Source organism: Nitrospirillum karajorum (assembly GCF_036348415.1).
In the GTDB taxonomy this organism is placed as follows: Bacteria; Pseudomonadota; Alphaproteobacteria; order Azospirillales; family Azospirillaceae; genus Nitrospirillum; species Nitrospirillum amazonense_B.
Genome location: NZ_JAZBQB010000003.1, coordinates 2,005,689 through 2,022,487 on the forward strand (window position 1 = coordinate 2,005,689; position 16,799 = coordinate 2,022,487).

Annotated in this window: 18 protein-coding genes; 10 read left to right on the top strand and 8 right to left on the bottom strand. The window is 67.6% G+C overall.

Translation table 11 applies throughout. The features are described from left to right. Window positions 1-18 precede the first annotated feature (18 nt). A complete protein-coding gene (locus tag UCD39_RS23010) occupies window positions 19-981 on the bottom strand; it encodes an AAA family ATPase (RefSeq protein ID WP_416211147.1) in 963 nt (320 codons plus the stop codon). 228 nt (window positions 982-1,209) lie between these two features. Between UCD39_RS23010 and UCD39_RS23015 the strand changes: the two genes are divergently transcribed. The 3 genes from UCD39_RS23015 (at window position 1,210) to UCD39_RS23025 (ending at window position 3,807) form a co-directional block, all read left to right on the top strand. After that, window positions 1,210-1,830: a DUF1285 domain-containing protein gene (locus tag UCD39_RS23015; RefSeq protein ID WP_330498035.1), complete on the top strand. Its 621-nt coding sequence runs from the start codon at window positions 1,210-1,212 to the stop codon at window positions 1,828-1,830. Then, the gene (locus UCD39_RS23020; protein ID WP_442943695.1) at window positions 1,827-2,459 is read left to right on the top strand and encodes a CoA pyrophosphatase; all 633 of its coding nucleotides are present in this window, start codon (window positions 1,827-1,829) and stop codon (window positions 2,457-2,459) included. The genes UCD39_RS23015 and UCD39_RS23020 overlap by 4 nt, the downstream gene beginning before the upstream one ends. Before the next feature lie 85 nt (window positions 2,460-2,544). Beyond that, entirely contained in the window at window positions 2,545-3,807 is a 1,263-nt protein-coding gene (locus tag UCD39_RS23025) for a CCA tRNA nucleotidyltransferase (RefSeq protein WP_330498036.1), read from the top strand. Between the two features lie 78 nt (window positions 3,808-3,885). Here UCD39_RS23025 and UCD39_RS23030 read toward each other — a convergent pair whose 3' ends face one another. The 3 genes from UCD39_RS23030 to UCD39_RS23040 all read right to left on the bottom strand — a co-directional run bounded on the left by UCD39_RS23030 (window position 3,886) and on the right by UCD39_RS23040 (window position 7,239). Continuing rightward, the gene (locus UCD39_RS23030) at window positions 3,886-4,326 is read right to left on the bottom strand and encodes a c-type cytochrome (protein ID WP_330498037.1); all 441 of its coding nucleotides are present in this window, start codon (window positions 4,324-4,326) and stop codon (window positions 3,886-3,888) included. 26 nt (window positions 4,327-4,352) lie between these two features. Then, entirely contained in the window at window positions 4,353-5,924 is a 1,572-nt protein-coding gene (locus tag UCD39_RS23035; protein ID WP_330498038.1) for an NAD(P)/FAD-dependent oxidoreductase, read from the bottom strand. Between the two features lie 328 nt (window positions 5,925-6,252). After that, complete coding sequence (locus UCD39_RS23040) at window positions 6,253-7,239, bottom strand: hypothetical protein (RefSeq protein WP_330498039.1); 987 nt, start codon at window positions 7,237-7,239, stop codon at window positions 6,253-6,255. A 184-nt stretch (window positions 7,240-7,423) separates the two neighbouring features. On the opposite strand from UCD39_RS23040, the gene UCD39_RS23045 reads away from it, so the two are divergent. Next, the gene (locus UCD39_RS23045; RefSeq protein ID WP_330498040.1) at window positions 7,424-8,011 is read left to right on the top strand and encodes an EF-hand domain-containing protein; all 588 of its coding nucleotides are present in this window, start codon (window positions 7,424-7,426) and stop codon (window positions 8,009-8,011) included. Window positions 8,012-8,363: 352 nt separating this feature from the next. Here the strand turns inward: UCD39_RS23045 and hemF are convergent, their stop codons facing one another. Continuing rightward, window positions 8,364-9,305: an oxygen-dependent coproporphyrinogen oxidase gene (gene hemF, locus UCD39_RS23050; RefSeq protein ID WP_330498041.1), complete on the bottom strand. Its 942-nt coding sequence runs from the start codon at window positions 9,303-9,305 to the stop codon at window positions 8,364-8,366. A gap of 21 nt (window positions 9,306-9,326) precedes the next feature. Continuing rightward, window positions 9,327-9,836, bottom strand: a complete 510-nt coding sequence (locus UCD39_RS23055; protein WP_330498042.1) for a tRNA (cytidine(34)-2'-O)-methyltransferase — start codon at window positions 9,834-9,836, stop codon at window positions 9,327-9,329. Between the two features lie 291 nt (window positions 9,837-10,127). On the opposite strand from UCD39_RS23055, the gene petA reads away from it, so the two are divergent. From petA to UCD39_RS23080, 5 genes are all read left to right on the top strand, one after another. Then, window positions 10,128-10,700 carry a ubiquinol-cytochrome c reductase iron-sulfur subunit gene (petA, locus tag UCD39_RS23060; protein WP_330498043.1) on the top strand — a complete coding sequence of 191 codons (573 nt, stop codon included), beginning with the start codon at window positions 10,128-10,130 and terminating at the stop codon, window positions 10,698-10,700. A 23-nt stretch (window positions 10,701-10,723) separates the two neighbouring features. Then, window positions 10,724-12,055, top strand: a complete 1,332-nt coding sequence (locus tag UCD39_RS23065) for a cytochrome b (protein ID WP_330498044.1) — start codon at window positions 10,724-10,726, stop codon at window positions 12,053-12,055. Beyond that, window positions 12,055-12,837 (top strand): cytochrome c1, encoded by a 783-nt coding sequence (locus UCD39_RS23070; protein ID WP_322482961.1) that lies wholly within the window; start codon window positions 12,055-12,057, stop codon window positions 12,835-12,837. The genes UCD39_RS23065 and UCD39_RS23070 overlap by 1 nt, the downstream gene beginning before the upstream one ends. Before the next feature lie 107 nt (window positions 12,838-12,944). Then, window positions 12,945-13,496: a DUF924 family protein gene (locus UCD39_RS23075; RefSeq protein WP_330498045.1), complete on the top strand. Its 552-nt coding sequence runs from the start codon at window positions 12,945-12,947 to the stop codon at window positions 13,494-13,496. Window positions 13,497-13,630: 134 nt separating this feature from the next. Further along, complete coding sequence (locus UCD39_RS23080; RefSeq protein ID WP_330498046.1) at window positions 13,631-14,557, top strand: tetratricopeptide repeat protein; 927 nt, start codon at window positions 13,631-13,633, stop codon at window positions 14,555-14,557. Between the two features lie 4 nt (window positions 14,558-14,561). On the opposite strand, the gene UCD39_RS23085 is transcribed toward UCD39_RS23080, so the two are convergent. Continuing rightward, window positions 14,562-14,957, bottom strand: a complete 396-nt coding sequence (locus UCD39_RS23085) for a VOC family protein (protein WP_330498047.1) — start codon at window positions 14,955-14,957, stop codon at window positions 14,562-14,564. Window positions 14,958-15,057: 100 nt separating this feature from the next. On the opposite strand from UCD39_RS23085, the gene UCD39_RS23090 reads away from it, so the two are divergent. Continuing rightward, on the top strand, window positions 15,058-15,819 hold the full coding sequence (locus UCD39_RS23090; RefSeq protein WP_330498048.1) for an AraC family transcriptional regulator: 762 nt from the start codon (window positions 15,058-15,060) through the stop codon (window positions 15,817-15,819). On the opposite strand, the gene UCD39_RS23095 is transcribed toward UCD39_RS23090, so the two are convergent. Beyond that, complete coding sequence (locus UCD39_RS23095) at window positions 15,752-16,702, bottom strand: LysR family transcriptional regulator (RefSeq protein WP_330498049.1); 951 nt, start codon at window positions 16,700-16,702, stop codon at window positions 15,752-15,754. The two genes, UCD39_RS23090 and UCD39_RS23095, sit on opposite strands and share 68 nt — an antisense overlap. Window positions 16,703-16,799: the final 97 nt, after the last annotated feature.

Here is a 16,799-nt window from a genome sequence, read left to right on the forward strand (position 1 = left end):
TTTGGGGGGCGGCAGACATCAGGCCAGCGGCGCGCACAGGCGGTCGATGACGGCGTCCAGGGTGATGCCCTCGGCCCGCGCGCTGAAGTTCAACGCCATGCGGTGGCGCAGCACCGGCTTGGCCAGGGCCACCACGTCATCCCGCGACGGGGTATAGCGGCCATCCATCAAGGCGCGGGCGCGGCTGGCCAGCATCAGGGCCTGGGCGGCGCGGGGGCCGGGGCCCCAGGCCACATGGCGCCGCACCTCCGCCACGTCGCTGGTCTCAGGCCGGCCGCTGCGCACCAGGTCCAGGATGCCGTCGACCACGCTGTCGCCCACCGGCACCCGTCGCACCAGTTCCTGGGCCGCCTGCAATTCCGCCGCCGTCAGCACAGGGCGGACGGTGGCGGAGGCGGCGCCGGTGGTGGCGATCATCATCAGCCGCTCGGCGTCGCGCTCGGGATAGGTCACGTCCACCTGCAGCAAGAAGCGGTCCAGCTGCGCCTCCGGCAGGGGGTAGGTGCCCTCCTGTTCCAGCGGGTTCTGGGTCGCCAGCACATGGAAGGGGCGGGGCAGGGGGTGGTACTGCCCGGCCACGGACACGCGGCCCTCCTGCATCGCTTGCAGCAGGGCCGACTGGGTGCGCGGGCTGGCACGGTTGATCTCGTCGGCCATCAGCAGCTGCGCGAAGACCGGACCGGGGATGAAGCGGAAGGCGCGGCGGCCGTGCTCCCCCTCCTCCAGCACCTCGGACCCCAGGATGTCGGCCGGCATCAGGTCGGGGGTGCATTGCACCCGGCGCTCATCCAGGCCCAGCACGGTGCCCAGCGTTTCCACCAGGCGGGTCTTGGCCAGGCCGGGCACGCCCACCAACAGCAGATGGCCGCCGGCCAGCAGGGTCACGAGGCTAAGGTCGATCACCTCTTCCTGGCCGAAGATGGCCTGGCCGATCATGGCGCGCACACTGGCCAATTTCAGGCCGGTGTTTTCGATGTCCAACGCCAGGCTTGCATCCGGGTACACGTGGTCACGGGGCAGGTCGGTGATGCTCAACACGGGGTCTCCCAGGGAATGGTTCACCAGCAATGCCAAAAACGCCGGCTCCGGGCCTGTATGCCAGCCCCCTTTATGCTAGCTTTGTGGCCGAAATCGGAAAATTTTCCGGACCACCCACCTCGGCAGATAGGCTGAGGCGGTGGTTCCTGCGGCTTGATGGTTGATTGCGTCATGACGGAAAGCAAGCCCGATGCCGGTTCCCAGGCCGGCCAGCAGACGGCCGGTACGGCCGCGCCCGCCGCCGAAGGCCCCGCCGATCTGACCGGCTTAAGGGCGGCGACGACCTCGGACGGCGGGGCTTCTGACACCCGCCCGGATGAAGGCTACGATATCCGCATCGCCCGGGACGGCACCTGGTTTTACCACGGCAGCCCCATTGGCCGGCTGCCCTTGGTCAAGCTGTTCGCCACCGTCCTGCGCCGGGACGAGGCTGGCGACTATTGGCTGATCACCCCAGCGGAGCGCGGCCGCATCCGGGTGGACGACGCACCCTTCGTGGCGGTGGAGATGCGGCGGGAGGGCGAGGGCCCGAACCAGGCGCTGTCCTTCCGCACCAACCTGGACCACTGGGTGACGGCGGGGGCGGAGCATCCGATTCGGGTGGCCATCGATCCGGAAACAGGGGAGCCAGGCCCCTACATCCACGTTCGCGGCGATATCGGCCGTGGGCTGGAGGCGCGGCTGAACCGGCCCGTCTTCTATGAGCTGGCCGATCTTGCCCTGGCTGGTGAGGGCGAAGGACCGGCGGGGGTGTGGAGCCAGGGCGTGTTCTTCCGGCTGGAGGCGGCGTGACCACGGCGGCGGCGATCCGCCGCGCCTTCGCCGGGCGCTGGCAGGGGGCCTTCGCGTTCGACGGGCCCGGCATCAATGCCCGGGGCGACCGCGACGGCAACATCCCGGACGCCGTGTTCGATGTGCCGGCGGTGCGCGATGCCGCCGTGCTGGTGCCCCTGGTCGACCGGCCCGATGGCATGACCGTGCTGCTGACCCAGCGCACCGCCCACCTGGCGGCCCATGGCGGCCAGATCAGTTTCCCCGGCGGCCGGGTGGAACCGGAGGATACCGACGCGGTGGCGACGGCCTTGCGCGAAACGGAGGAGGAGGTGGGCCTGGCGCCCACCCAGGTGGAGGTGGTGGGGCGCCTGGACACCTACTATACCCGCACGGGCTTCCGCGTCGTGCCCGTGGTGGGCCTGGTCCACCCGCCCTTCTTCCTGCAGCCCGACCCGTCGGAGGTGCAGGAGGTGTTCGAGGTGCCGTTGGCCTTCATCCTGGATCCCGACAGCCGACAGCGCCAGTCGCGGGAGTTCAAGGGTGCGCTACGCCACTTCTGGGTCTTCCCCTACAATGAACGCTACATTTGGGGCGCTACGGCGGGGATGCTGGTGAATCTCTGCGATGTGCTGGGCGTATCCGGCTGACCCCAGGCCCCGGGCGAAGCGACGGAGCGTTGCCCACCGACCGGTGGCTTGCTAAACTCTCATCGAAATACAACCATTAGGCGTCATGACTTCCGTCCGCTCCCTGGTGCCCGCTGGCCCCTTGGCCTCCGTGGCCAGCCGCCGCGTCCTGCAATCGCTCATGCGCACCGGGCAAGAGGCGCGATTCGTCGGCGGCTGCGTGCGCGACTGCCTGCTGGAGGTGCAGGCGGCGGACATCGACATCGCCACGCCGCTGCCGCCGGAGGAGGTGATGCGCCGCCTGAAGGCCGACGGCATCCGCGTCATCCCCACGGGCCTGAAGCACGGCACCGTCACCGCCATCATCGGCAGCGAGACGTTCGAGATCACCACCCTGCGCCAGGATGTGGAAACCTTCGGCCGCAGCGCCCGGGTGGCCTTCACCGACGACTGGCTGGCCGACGCCGCCCGCCGCGACTTCACCTTCAATGCCCTGTCGCTGACGGTGGATGGGGAACTGTACGACCCCTTCGGCGGCGTGCCCGACCTGATGGCGGGGCGCGTGCGCTTCATCGGCGACGCCGAGACACGCATTCGTGAGGATGTGCTGCGCCTGCTGCGCTTCTTCCGCTTCTACGCCCGCCTGGGCAAGGGGCCGCCGGACGCGGCGGCGCTGGACGCCTGCACCCGCCTGGCGCCCCTGGTCAGCGGCCTGTCCGGCGAGCGGGTGCGGGAAGAGGTGCTGAAGCTGCTGGCCACCGACCGCGCCGCCGATGTGTGGCGCATCATGGTCGACCAGGGAATCATGGAGCATGTCCTGCCCCAGGCCATGGCGGTGGACCGGCTGGCCGCGCTGGACCGCCTGGAATGGATGGTGGGGGAGACGGAGCCGCTGGCCCGCCTGGCCGCCCTGCTGCCCGCCGGCCCCCTGGCCCACGGCGCGGCCGAGGCGGTGGCCGACCGCCTGCGCTTCTCCAACTTCCAGCGGGAGCGGCTGAAGGCCATCGCCGCGCCGACGGTGGATGTCCATCCCGAGCTGCCCTTCAAGTCGCGGCGAATCGCCCTGCACCGCCTGGGACCGGAGGTCTACCGCGCCGTGCTGCTGCTGTCGGCGGCGGGCATGGGCACGCCGGCCTTCGAGCTGTTCGAGCCCCTGGCCGAGGCATCCGCCTGGCGGGAAATCCCCTTTCCCCTGCGGGGACAGGATGTCCTGGACCGGGGTTTGCCTCCGGGACCGGAGGTCGGCCGCCTGATGGCGGAGCTGGAACGCTGGTGGATCGCCCACGATTTCCAGCCCGACCGCGATGCCTGCCTGGCGGAGCTGGAGCGGCGGTTGGTTCAATCACCATCGTCGCCGAGCGGGAGCTGATGACAGCGGCATAAGTCTTCGCTCATGCCGCTGTAGGCCACACCAGCGGATGCTGGCGCCCGGCGATTGAGGGAACGACTAACGCGCCGCCTTCACGTCCGCCGCCGTGACCGCGTCGGTGTAGTGGTTGCCGAAGTTGGTGCGGACATAGTTCACCACCGCCGCCACTTGGTCGTCGTCCAGGAATTCGCCGATGGGCGGCATGGCGCGCTGGCCGTGCACCACCATGGCGACGGGGTAGCCCGCCGCCTCCAGGTTGGGGTTGCCGGCCAGGGCGGGGTAGGTGCCGGCGCCGGTGGCGCCCTTGGCGTCCGGCATGTGGCAGCCCTGGCAGATGGCCTGGTACAGCGCGGCGCCGTCCTTCTGGCCGAAATGATGGGGGCTGGCGAAGGCGGCGGAACTGGCGTCCGATGCCTGGGCGTGGGCGGCGTGGGGCAGGCAGCCCGCCGCCCCGTAAAGGCCGGCCAGCAGCGCCGTCAGGCTGGCCGCCTTCACCGTGAAAGACTTGAAGATCGTCATGGATGGGTCTCTCGGGATAGGGGGCGTCAGGCGGTCACGACCCGCTTGTGCAGGCGGGTGATGGCGTCGAGGGAGGACAGGACGGCCCCCTCCTGCCAGCCGGTGATGTAGCTGGCGTGCTCACCCGCCAGGGCGATGCGCCCGTCCACCTGGCACAAATCCTGGTAGTGCGCGGCCCGCGTCTCCTCGGTCCAGGCGGCGTGGCAGCCCAGGGTCCAGGGCACGCGGTGCCAGCCCACGGCCACGCCGGTGTCGAACTCCTTGGTGTATTGCGGGTGGATCTGGGCGCCATAGGCCAGGGCGCGCTTCACACGCTCCTCCGGCGGCATGGCGGTGTACTCCATGGCGTAGGGGCCGAAGACGTAGGTGCCCAGCAGCACCCCCTTGCCCGGGCTGCCATAGCCGCTGTTGGGATAGCCAATCATGGCGATGGGCAGGTCGGTGAAGCTGATGCCGCCGTAGATGGCCTCGTCCTGTTCCCAGAAGCGGCGCTTGAACTGCAGGCCCACCTTGGCCGCGGCCTCATAGGGCACGGCGTTGATGGCGTTGGCCATCTTGGCGCCGACGTTCAGCTTGATCTGGCTCAGCACCGTCAGCGGGATGGTGCATAGGCACCAGTCCGCCTTGGCCGTCTGGGGCGCGCCGCCCTTCACGGTGTCGGTATAGGTGACGGTGACGCCGTGGTCGTCCTGCCGGATCTCCGTCACCTTGGTGTTGTAGCGGATCAGGTCCTTCACCTGCCGTGCCAATGCCGCGGGGAACTGGTCCATGCCGCCCACCGGCTGGAAGATGGTGGACTGGAACTCGTCGCGCATCCCCATGCCCAGGAAGCGCCACAGGCCGCCCTGCATCACGTCGCTGAGGCTGGCGGGGGTGGAAGGGACCGGCGCACCGTTCACGCCGCCGCCCGGCGCCTTGGCATAGCCGCGCACGTTGCTGGACTCCAGGCCGGCGGTGTAGGCGTAGTTCTTGTCCAGGCCGCCCCAAGCGCGCAGCGATTCCAGCAGCTTTTCCTGGTCCTCCTTGCCCACCGTGCCGTCCAGCGCCCGCTGGTTGGTCAGCTTGGCCAGCAGTTCCGCCACATGGCCGTGGTAGTCGGCCTGGATTTCGCGGAAGCGCTGCGGCTTGCCGCCGTAGGCCTGGCTGGAATGAAGGTAGGCGTTGTAATTGACTTGGTTGAACGGCTCCAGCGCCACGCCGTAGCGGTGGCAGTAATCCAGCACGGCGCGGTGGTGATAGGGAATGCGCCAGGGACCGGGGTTGATGTACAGCCCGGGATCGAAGCCCACCGTCTGCTTGAATCCGCCCAGTTCGGTGTAGGTGTCGCCGCCGCGCAGGGACCAGCTGCGGCCGCCGGCCTTCTCCCGGTATTCCAGCACCTGGACCTTGTAGCCCGCCTTGCGTAGCTCGATGGCCGCGACCAGGCCGGCCACGCCGGCCCCCAGGATCAGGATGGAGGCGCCCTTGGCGTCGCCGTCCAGCTTGATGGGACCAGTGTAGGTGGTCTCCGCCGCCAGGCCCAGGCTGGTGGCCGCCTGATACATCACGGCGCTGCCCGCCACCGTGCCGATCATGGCCAGCAGGTCGCGCCTTTTCATGTCCCTAAAACCCATGCCCGTTCCGCCTCCGTTATTTTGGAAAGGCGGCGAGTCTCCCTGTTTATTTTTTCGCAGGCGGCATGACCGCCCGGCTACCTGACATCCCCCAAGCCGGGGAACGGGACGCCAACGACCGAACGCGATGGAATCCCCGGGTTAGATGTCTGATTTAATTAAATGAACTGCCCGATTTTCCCCGTTTTCACGGAATTTCGCTGACATGCCGCCGGCCCCTGTGAAACCGCGTCCAACAGCGGAATTCAGCGTTACATGGGCCGGCGGGGCTGTCAATTCGATTGCCGGGTCGATTGCCGGGGGACCAGCGGGCCTATTCGCCCAGGGTCGCGGCGTAGCTTTGGATGCCGCCGCTGGCCGGCTGATAGATGCCGATTAGCGTGTTCCCCAGAATGGAATTGGCGGTGCAGAGGCCGGTGGTGGCGGGGTTGGTGCTGGCCAGCCAGCGCGCTTCGCCGAAGCCGCCGCCCGTCTCCCGGGCCACATGGGCGAAGGCCGCCCCGGCATCGGTGGTGGCGGCCAGGGCATAGCCGCCGGGGATGCCGGTGATGCCTTCGAAATGGGTGATGATGCCGGGCAGGTTCTTGTAGCTCAGCTCCGTGATGTTGCTGAGCGCGCCGGTGGCCGGGTCATAGTCGGCCAGCAGGCCCACGTTCAGGCCCTTGCCGTTCTTGTAGCCGCCGGCCACGGTATAGGCGGCGGGCCCGTCGGCGGCATTTTGCCAAATGCCATACAGCGTGGCCAGGGGCCCGATGTCCAGTATCTGGAAGGTCCCGGTTTTCAGGTTGTGGATGAAGCCGTTGCCAGAGGCCGGGTTGCCCGCCACGTCATAGTTGCCCACGACCAGGTCGCCCATGGTGCTGTGGGGAATGGTGTTCGCCACCGTGCCGCCGGCCACGTCCGCCGGCACGTCGATCTGGGTCCAGGTGCCCGACCCGTCCGGGGCGCCTTGGTAGATCATGCCGTGGTCGGCCTTGCCGCCCTCGCTGTACTTGTAGCTGCCGACCGCCCGGATGTTGCCCTTACCCAGCGTGGGATCGAACAAGGGGGTGTTGGGCCCGTAGAAGATGGACGAGGTAACGGTCTGGCCGGGGAAGGTGGGCGTCAGGAAGATATAGCCGTCGCTGTCGGTGGGCGACAGCGGCCCGCGATACAGCAAACACTGGGGCGCTTTGCTGTCGCTTGTCTCATAGCTGCCGGTGATGACCACCGGGTGGCCATCGCCCCCGTCCTGCCGGATGCCGGTGACGGAGTAGTTCGGGGCGAAAATGTCGGTGTAGGTGACGGTCGGCGTGCTCATGACGGGCAACTCCCGCTCGGGTTGTGTTCCACTGGCTTATATACACGAGCGTGACATGGCATCTCTTTCTCTTTTGGGTAGTAAATCCTTCTCCGCAGGCGGGGCGCGTGGTTTTGGCTTGCAAATGCGAATGACTCTCATTAGTGATGGTGTCACACGCTGATGACTGCGGTTGAGGGATGGGATGATGAGGGAAGCGGAACGAAAGGCTGATGGCTGGCATTCGGCCTCGCGCGCCTTGGCCCACAGCCGAACCGCCTTAAGCCGCAGTCCGGCCCGTTTCGCCGCCACCGCTCTGGTCGGCGCGGCTTTCCTGGCCTTCGGTGTCGCCCCTATCGGGGATGCTCATGCGGCGTCCCACGACATCGCCAGCTTCATCAAGGAACATGACCGGAACGGCGACGGCGTGGTCACCGCCCAGGAATACCAGGCGGTGCGGGACCAGCAGTTCAAGGCGCTGGACACCAACGGCGACGGCTGGGTGAGCGAGGCGGAGTACTCCGCCGAGTTCGAGGCGCGGCTGACCAAGGAGAACGTGCCGGCGGAGCGCAAGGCCCAGCAGTTGAAGCAGACCCACATCCGCTTCGCCGCCATTGACCTGGATGGCGATCAGAAGATGTCGCGGGAGGAGTTCATGGCGTCCGGCTGGCGCATGTTCGGCTTCCACGACAAGAACGGCGACCAGAAGGTGGATCCGGCCGACGTGGCCCTGGCCGCGTCTTTCAAGCCGCTGTTGGACAAAGATCGCGAGGTGGCCGGCAAGGCGCCCTGAGTTTCAATTTTCGAGTTCCTATCGGTGCCTGGGGCCTGGGCGATGCGGAGTCCACGCCCCCGTTTAGACAGGGCACCGTACAGCCGGTCGGCGGCGTGCTAGTCGTGTGGCGCGACGGGCGGAATGGCGGCCTCCTTTCCCCTTCCGTCGACCGGCTCTTTTTATCGGGCCCCGGAGTTCATCTCCGGGGTCCTTGTTTTTCGCCCTCAGACGGCGGGCGGATGCATCCGCGTCCTTGCCTTGTCCTCGATTTCCAGTCCGCCTTCGGCTCCCCGGAAATCTCCGGCGCCCGCCGTCGCGGGCTGCCAGCGGCTTTGCCGCTGGGGCGACGCCCGGCGTTTGAGGGCCTGCATCAGGGCCACTTCACTTCCGGCGGCAGGCTCATCAGGATGGCCTCGATGTTGCCGCCGGTCTTCAGGCCGAACAGGGTGCCCCTGTCGTGCAGCAGGTTGAATTCCACGTACCGGCCCCGGCGCACCAGCTGGTGATGGCGCTGCGCCTCGGTCCAGGGCAGGCGCATGCGGCGGCGCACGATCTGGGGATAGACCTCCAGGAAGGCCTGGCCCACCGCGCGGGTGAAGGCGAAGTCGGCCTCCCAGTCGCCGGTGTCGTGCCGGTCGTAGAAGATGCCGCCGATGCCGCGCGGCTCGTTGCGATGCGGCAGGAAGAAATAGCGGTCGCACCATTCCTTGAAGCGGGCGTAGTAGTCGGCGCCGTGCGCGTCACAGGCGGCCTTCAGCGCCGCATGGAAGGTGGCGGCGTCCTCCGCCGTTTCGGCGCTGTCCAGGAACATGGGCGTCAGGTCTGAGCCACCGCCGAACCAGGCCTCCTGCGTCACCAGGTGGCGGGTGTTCATGTGCACCGCCGGCACCAGGGGGCTGCGCATGTGCGCCACCAGGCTGATACCGCTGGCCCAGAATTGGCCGGTGGCCGCGGCGCCGGGAATCTGGGCGCGGAACTCCTCGCTGAAGGTGCCGTGGACGGTGGAGATGTTGACGCCCACCTTCTCGAACACCCGGCCGCGCATCAGCGACATGACGCCGCCGCCGCCTTTGCTCTCGCCATCGCTGTCCGGTCGATTCCAGCTTTTGCGCTCGAAGCGGCCGGGCGCGCCCTCGCCATAAGCGGGTAGGTCGGCCGCCTCATCCTCGATGGCCTCGAAGGCGGCGCAGATGCGGTCGCGCAAATCCTGGAACCAGGCGGCGGCCCGGGCCTTGCGCTCCTCGGCCAGGGGGGCGTCGCCCGCGAGCGCTTGCGGGGACAGGAGGCTGGCGGACAGGGGGATGTCGGTCATGGGTCGGGATTCCGGAGCAGGTCAGCGGGGCCAGGCGTCCAGCTGGCGTATGGCCTCACCCACCACCATGGCGGCGGCCATGGCGACGTTGAGGGAGCGCAAGCCCGGGCGCATGGGAATGGCGAGGCGCGCGTCGGCGGCGGCGTGAACCTCCTCCGGCACGCCGGCCGATTCCCGGCCCAGCAGCAGGATGTCGTCCGGCTGGAAGACGAAATCGGTGTACCACATGGCGGCACGGGTGGTCAGCAGCAGCAGGCGCGGCATGACCGCACCCTGCCCGGGGCGGGGCTGCCCTGCGTCGCCCCCGGATTGACCGTTCGCCCGCCGACGGGTCTCGAACGCCGCCCAGGACGTGTGGCGCACCAGGTCCACACCCTCTAGGTAGTCCATGCCCGACCGGCGCAGGCGTTTATCGTCCAAAACGAATCCGCACGGCTCGATGATGTCGATGCCCACATTCAGGCAGGCGCCAAGGCGCATCAAGGTTCCGGCGTTCTGGGGGATGTCTGGTTGGTAAAGGGCGATGCGCACGGGAAAGTAGTCCGGTAAGGTGTTGGAAAGACTAGCTCTTCGGCCGCCAAACCTTTCGTTTGTGCAGCTAAGAATAGCGCTGGGGCTGCATACACACGCTTCCCAAGCCACGGGGGCGCATGTATATGGATTTACCGCGACCGGACAAGACGCCGGCCGTCAACCTTATTCTCGGGTGCACCTGCGCAAGGCAGGTTCGCTCAGGATAGGGTTATAACAATATTGGGAAACCCTTGTGAGGCGGGCGCCGGGGCGTTTTCAGGTGCCCCTGACTTCGAGGAGAAGCTTGGTATGGCGGACACGACCCAAACGGCCGGTCACGGGCCGGGGAGCGGCTCTCACAGCGGCGGGGATCCTACACGTCGCGACTTCATTTATCTTGCTGCCGCCGCGACCGGTGTCGTGGGTGCCGCCGTCACGGCCTGGCCCTTCATCGACAGCCTGAACCCGGCGGCGGATACCCTGGCCTTGGCCAGCACCGACGTGGATCTGTCGCCGGTGCAGGTGGGGCAGTCCATCACCGTCACCTGGCGCGGCAAGCCGGTGTTCATCCGCCATCGCACGCCTGAGGAAATCAAGTCGGCCGTGGACGTGAACGTCTCCGAACTGCGCGACCCCCAGACGGACGCCGCCCGCGCCAAGAAGCCGGAATGGCTGATCGTCGTCGGCATCTGCACCCACCTGGGCTGCATCCCGCTGGGCCAGAAGAATTCCGATCCCCGCGGCGAATACGGCGGATGGTTCTGCCCGTGCCATGGTTCGGTCTACGACACGTCCGGCCGCATCCGCAAGGGTCCCGCGCCGCGTAACCTGGAAGTGCCCAGCTACGCGTTCAAGACCGACACTTCGATCCGTATCGGCTAAGCCGGACCCCCAGGGAGCGAGAAATGGCTCACGGCCCTTCATCCTCTTTCAAGAACCCGGTGGTCAACTGGCTCGACCAGCGGCTGCCGATCTTCACCATGATCCAGAAGGAATACGGGGTGTTTCCCACCCCGCGTAACTTCAACTACTTCTGGAACTTCGGCGCCATCGCCATGATCATGCTGGTGACGATGATCGTCTCCGGCATCGTGCTGGCGATGCACTACACGCCCAACACCAACCTGGCCTTCAACTCCGTCGAGCGCATCATGCGCGACGTGAATTTCGGCTGGTTGATCCGCTACATCCACATGAACGGCGCGTCGTTCTTCTTCATCGCCGTTTATATCCATATCTTCCGTGGCCTCTACTACGGCTCCTACAAGAAGCCGCGTGAGCTGCTGTGGATGATCGGCGTGGTGATCTTCCTGCTGATGATGGCCACGGCCTTCATGGGCTACGTGCTGCCGTGGGGCCAGATGAGCTTCTGGGGCGCCACCGTCATCACCAACCTGTTCTCGGCCCTGCCGCTGGTGGGCCAGGACATCGTGACCCTGCTGTGGGGCGGCTTCTCCGTCGACAACCCGACGCTGAACCGCTTCTTCGCCCTGCACTACCTGCTGCCCTTCGTCATCGCCGCCGTCGTGTTCCTGCACGTCGCCGCCCTGCACATCACCGGCTCCAACAATCCGCTGGGGGTGGAGCCCAAGGGCCCGCAGGACACGCTGCCCTTCCACCCCTACTACACGGTGAAGGACAGCTTCGGCACGGTGGTCTACCTGGCCATCTTCGCCGCCTTCGTCTTCTACGCCCCCAACTTCTTCGGCGAGCCGGACAACTACATCCAGGCGAACCCGATGGTGACCCCGCCGCACATCGTGCCGGAGTGGTACTTCCTGCCCTACTACGCGATCCTGCGCTCCATCACCTTCGACATCTCCATCCCCTTCACCGGGCTGAAGCTGATCGAGGCCAAGCTGGGCGGCGTCATCGCCATGTTCGGTTCCATCGCCATCCTGTTCATCCTGCCCTGGCTGGACACCTCGCCGGTGCGCAGCGCCCGCTTCCGTCCCATCTTCAAGAAGGGCATCCTGGCCTTCCTGGTCGCCTTCTTCCTGCTGATGTACGTGGGCGCCCAGACGGCCGATGCCGCCTGGCACCTGGGGGGCCTGGAAATCCCGCTGGTCTATGTTGGCCAGTTCGCCACCCTCGTCTACTTCGGCTTCTTCCTCTCGCTGCCGTTCGTCGGCCTGATCGAGAAGCCCCTGCCGCTGCCGGCCAGCATCGCCAAGCCCGTCCTGGGTGGTGGGGCCACCGCCGCCGGTGCCGCCGCCAAGCCGATGGAGAAAGCCTGATGCGTCGTCTTCGGTCCCTGATCCTTGCCGGTCTCGTCGCCGTCGCTGCGGCCGCTCCCGCGGTCGCCAGCGAAGAGATGGAGTATCCGAAGAACGAATGGAGCCACGGTGCCGTCACCCGCGGTTTCAGCAACATCTTCGGCACCTTCGACCGCAAGGCGCTGCAGCGCGGCTTCCAGGTCTACAAGGAAGTCTGCTCCGCCTGCCATTCCATGAACCTGCTATCGTACCGCAACCTCAGCGCGCTCGGGTACAACGAGGCGGAGATCACCGCCATCGCCGCCGGCTACGACATGACCGACGGGCCCAATGACGAGGGTGAGATGTTCACCCGCAAGGGCGTGCCGGCCGACCATTTCAAGGCCCCGTTCCCCAACGAAAAGGCAGCAGCCGCCGCCAACGGCGGCAAGGCCCCGCCGGATTTGTCGCTGATCGTGAAGGCGCGCAAGGGGGGTGAGGATTACATCGTCGCCCTGATGACGGGCTTCGAGCCGGCCCCGGCCGGCTTCACCGTCCCGTCGGGCGGCAACTACAACAAGGCCTTCCCCGGCCATGTCATCGCCATGCCGCCGCCCCTGTCGGACGGTGGCGTGACCTTCGCCGACGGCACCAAGGCCACGGTGGAGCAGCAGGCCAAGGACGTGGCCACCTTCCTCGCCTGGGCGGCCGAGCCCAACCTGGAAGCCCGCCACGAAATGGGCCTGAAGGTCATGATCTTCCTGATCGTGCTGGCCGGCATCCTCTACGCCGCCAAGCGCGCCGTGTGGGCGGACCAACATTAAGCCGGTCCCCCGGACGGGAGAGTGAAAAGGGCGCCTCGGGATGACCGGGGCGCCCTTTCTGTTTGATCCGCTTGCCCAGGCGGCGGCGAAAGGAATGGAGGGACGGCATGGGCGTGCTTACTGCGGCGGAGGTCTTGGCCTTCTGGTTCCAGGGCCTAACACCGGACGATTGGTTCAAGGGCGGGGCGGACGTCGACGCGCGTGTCCGCGACCGGCTGGCCGGCAGCTACCACGCGGCGGCCGAAGGGGCGCTGGACGCCTGGGCCGACACGTCGGACGGCGCCTTGGCCTTGCTGATCCTGCTGGACCAGGTGCCGCGCAATATCTTCCGGGGCGACGCGCTTGCCTTCGCCACCGATGCGCGGGCGCAAGCGCTGGCCAGCCGCGCCGTGGCCCGGGCGCAGGATCTGGAACAGCCGGTGGAGCGGCGCCTGTTCTTCTATCTGCCGTTCGAGCATGCGAAGGAGATCGTGCTGCAGGATTGCTGCATCGCCCTGGTGGGGGAGCGAATCGGTGCTGGTGATCACTTGGACCATGCCGAGCGCCACCGCGAGATCATCCGCCGCTTCGGCCGCTTCCCCCATCGCAACGGCATCCTGGGCCGCGCCTGCACGACGGCGGAACGGGAGTATCTGGACCAGCCCGGGGCCGGCTTCTGACGGTTGAGGTGCGGCGTACCGCCGCAGGCCATCCCGCCAATGGGCACGTCCTTAAGTGGTTCTATGACCGATCTACCATCGCCCTTACCATTCCCGCCGAAGGGTTCGACCGAACCCATCGCGGGGAGCATGAGATGAGCGCGTATACCAAGGCATTGACCTTGAACGGGATTTTAATGGGCGTCGGTTTGGGGCTGCTGCTGGGGGCCAGTGTTCCGGCCTGGGCGGCGGCGACGCCGGAGCAGGTGAAGAAAGCGGTGGACGCCGGCGACCTGCCGGCGGCCGAGCACATGCTGCGCGACGCCATTCGGGAGCATGGCGACAGCGCCCGCGCCCATTATGAGTTGGGCGAGGTGCTGGGCATGGAGGGCCTGCATAAGGACGCCGTGGGCGAACTGGAACTGGCCCGTAAGATCGACCCGACCCTGCATTTCGCGCGCAGCCCGGAGACGTTCCAGCAGCATCTGGCGCGCGAACAGTCCTTCCTGAAGCCGGCGGCGGCGGAACCGGCGGTCCAGCCCACCCCGGCGCCCAAAGCCACCGCGCCGGTCGCGTCGCAGACGGTGTCCCATCCGCCAGCCTCAGCGCCCAAGACCTCCGACGATGGCGGCATGACCATCATCCTGGTGGTGGGCGGGCTGCTGCTGGCGGCCCTGGCCATCTTCATGGTGTTCCGCCGCAGCCGTCCGGCCTATGGCGGCGGCTATCGCCCCGCCACTGGCCCGGTGCCGCCGCCCTATCCCCAATCGGCGCCCCCTGTCTATGGCCAGCCGGGCTATGCCCCGGTGGTGGTCCAGGACAACAGCGGTTCCAGCTTCCTGACCGGCATGGTCGTGGGGGAACTGATGTCCGGCGGCCATCACCACGACACCGTGATCCACGAGACGGTGGTGAACAACGTCACGGAAAACCGCGTTTATGAGACCGAGCGCCGGCCGGACCCCAGCTTCGATTCCGGCAGTTCGTCCAGCGATGGCTGGGGCGGTTCGTCGGACGGGGGCGCCTCGTCCAGCAGCTTCGACAGCGGCAGCAGCAGCGGGAGCGACAACAGCAGCTGGTGAGGTGTCAGAAGAACGCGGCGGCGTAGGCCGGGTCGTACTGCATGGCGCCGACCCGGTTGCCCTCCGTGTCCTCCAGGTAGATCAGGCGGCCCACGCCGTCGATGGTATAGGGCGGCATGGCGATGGTGCCGCCCTGGGCCGTCACCTTGGCCATGATTGCGTCCAGGTCATCCACGCCCACAGTGCATTCAAAGCCCTTCATGCCCGTGCCGGTCACGGGTTCGTGCCGTTGCTGCAGAGCGCCGCCCACGGCCCGCTCCCCCTCCACCCCGGTCTGGATCAGGTAAAAGCCGGGCGGCCCCCAGGGGGTGATGCGCCAGTCGAACACCGCTTCATAGAACGCCTTGGCACGCTCCACATCCTCGGCATGGATGGCGAAGAAGCGCAGGTGGTTGGCCATGGGGACCTCCGGCCGTTGGGGTTGGGATCAACGGATGATGCCCTAGGGGGCTTTGGCCGTCTTGCGCTAGGATGACGATCCCTGTCGCAAAGGCGCCAAGATGGCCGACCCCTTCCTTATCCGCAGCCTGGCCCTGACCTTCAGCGATGGTCACCGCCTGCACGCGCACCGGCATGACTGGGGCCAACTGCTGTACGCCGCGCGCGGTGTCATGCGGGTGACGGCGGGCGATGTCGTCTGGCTGGTGCCACCGGCGCAGGCGGTGTGGCTGCCCGCTGGAGCCGGGCATGCGGTGGACATGCGCGGCGCCGTCGCCATGCGCACACTGTACATCGCCCCGACCCTGGCGGCTGATGGCCATGCCTTGCCCACCGCCTGCCAGGTGCTGGGCGTGGCGCCGCTGCTGCGCGAACTGATCCTGCATGTGGTGTCCGTGGGCATGCTGCGCGCCGACCAGCCCGATCAGGCGCGGTTGGCCGGGGTGCTGATGGATCGGTTGGCGGTGGCGGAGCGGCTGCCCCTGTCGCTGCCCTGGCCGCGTGACCGCCGGGCTATCGCGGTGGCCGAACGCCTGCGCATCGATCCCGCCGACGAGGCGGACCTGGATGCGCTGGCCGCCGCCGCGGGCGCCAGCGCCCGCACCCTGCAACGCCTGTTCAAGGAGGAAACGGGCCAGCGCTTCGGCGAATGGCGGCAGCGCTTGCGCCTGTTGCACGCCGCCAGTTTGCTGGGAAGCGGCCTGTCGGTCACCCAGGCTGGGCTGGAGGCTGGCTACGACAGCACCAGCGCCTTCGTCAGCGCCTTCCGCCGCCGTTTGGGCGTGACCCCGGCGCGCTACCGGGCGCCCATCTCCGCCTCATAGGTCTTCCGCATGAAGTCGATGAAGGCGCGCAAGGGCGCCGGCACATGGCGACGGCTGGGGTAGTAGAGATAAGGGCCGGGGAAGGGGGCAGCCACTCCTCCAACGCCGGCATCAGCCGCCCGGCGGCCAAGGACGGGGCTAGAAAGCCCTCGAAGGTGCAGATCCAGCCCAATCCAGCCTCCGCCGCGCTGACGGCGATGGGCACGCTGTTTCCCACAAGGCGCCCGTCGGGCACGATGCGCACCACCTCATCCCCCCGCTCGAACTCCCAGGGCAGGACGGCGCTGTCGGCGAAGCGGTGACGCAGGCAGGGGCGGCCGATCAGGTCGCGCGGGTGACCGGGCAAACCTTCGCGCGCGATCAGGTCCGGCGATGCGGCCAGGACGTAGCGCTGCGGCGGGCTGATGGGCACGGCCACCACGTCCTGGGCCAGCGCTTCGCCATAGCGGATGCCGGCGTCGAAGCCCTCGGCGAAGACATCGACGAAGGCGTTGTTCTCGATCACCTCCAGCGTGATGCCGGGATAAAGCGCCAGAAAGCGGGGCACCAGCGGCGCCAGGGTCAGCCAGGACACGACGACGGGCACGTTCAGGCGCAAGGGGCCCGTGGGCGTGTCGCGGAAGCTGTTCACCTCGTCCAGCGACTCCGCCACCTCGGTGAACACGGGCGCCAGCCGGGCCACCAGCCGCTGGCCCGCCTCGGTCGGGGTGACGCTGCGCGTCGTGCGGTTCAGCAGTCGCACGCCCAAATCCTCCTCCAGCCGTTTCAGCGCCAGGCTGAGGGTGGAGGGGGCCACCCCCCGTTCCTTGGCGGCGCGCCGGAAACTGCGGTGCCGGGCCACGGCCAGGAACAGGTCGAGATCGGCCAGATTGGGCGCGGGCATGGGGCTCACCATTGTTCGATTAGTCGAACAGCACATTGAGGATTAGCCAGATTATCACGCGGCATGCGTTGGCGGCATAGTCTGGTTCATCAACGCC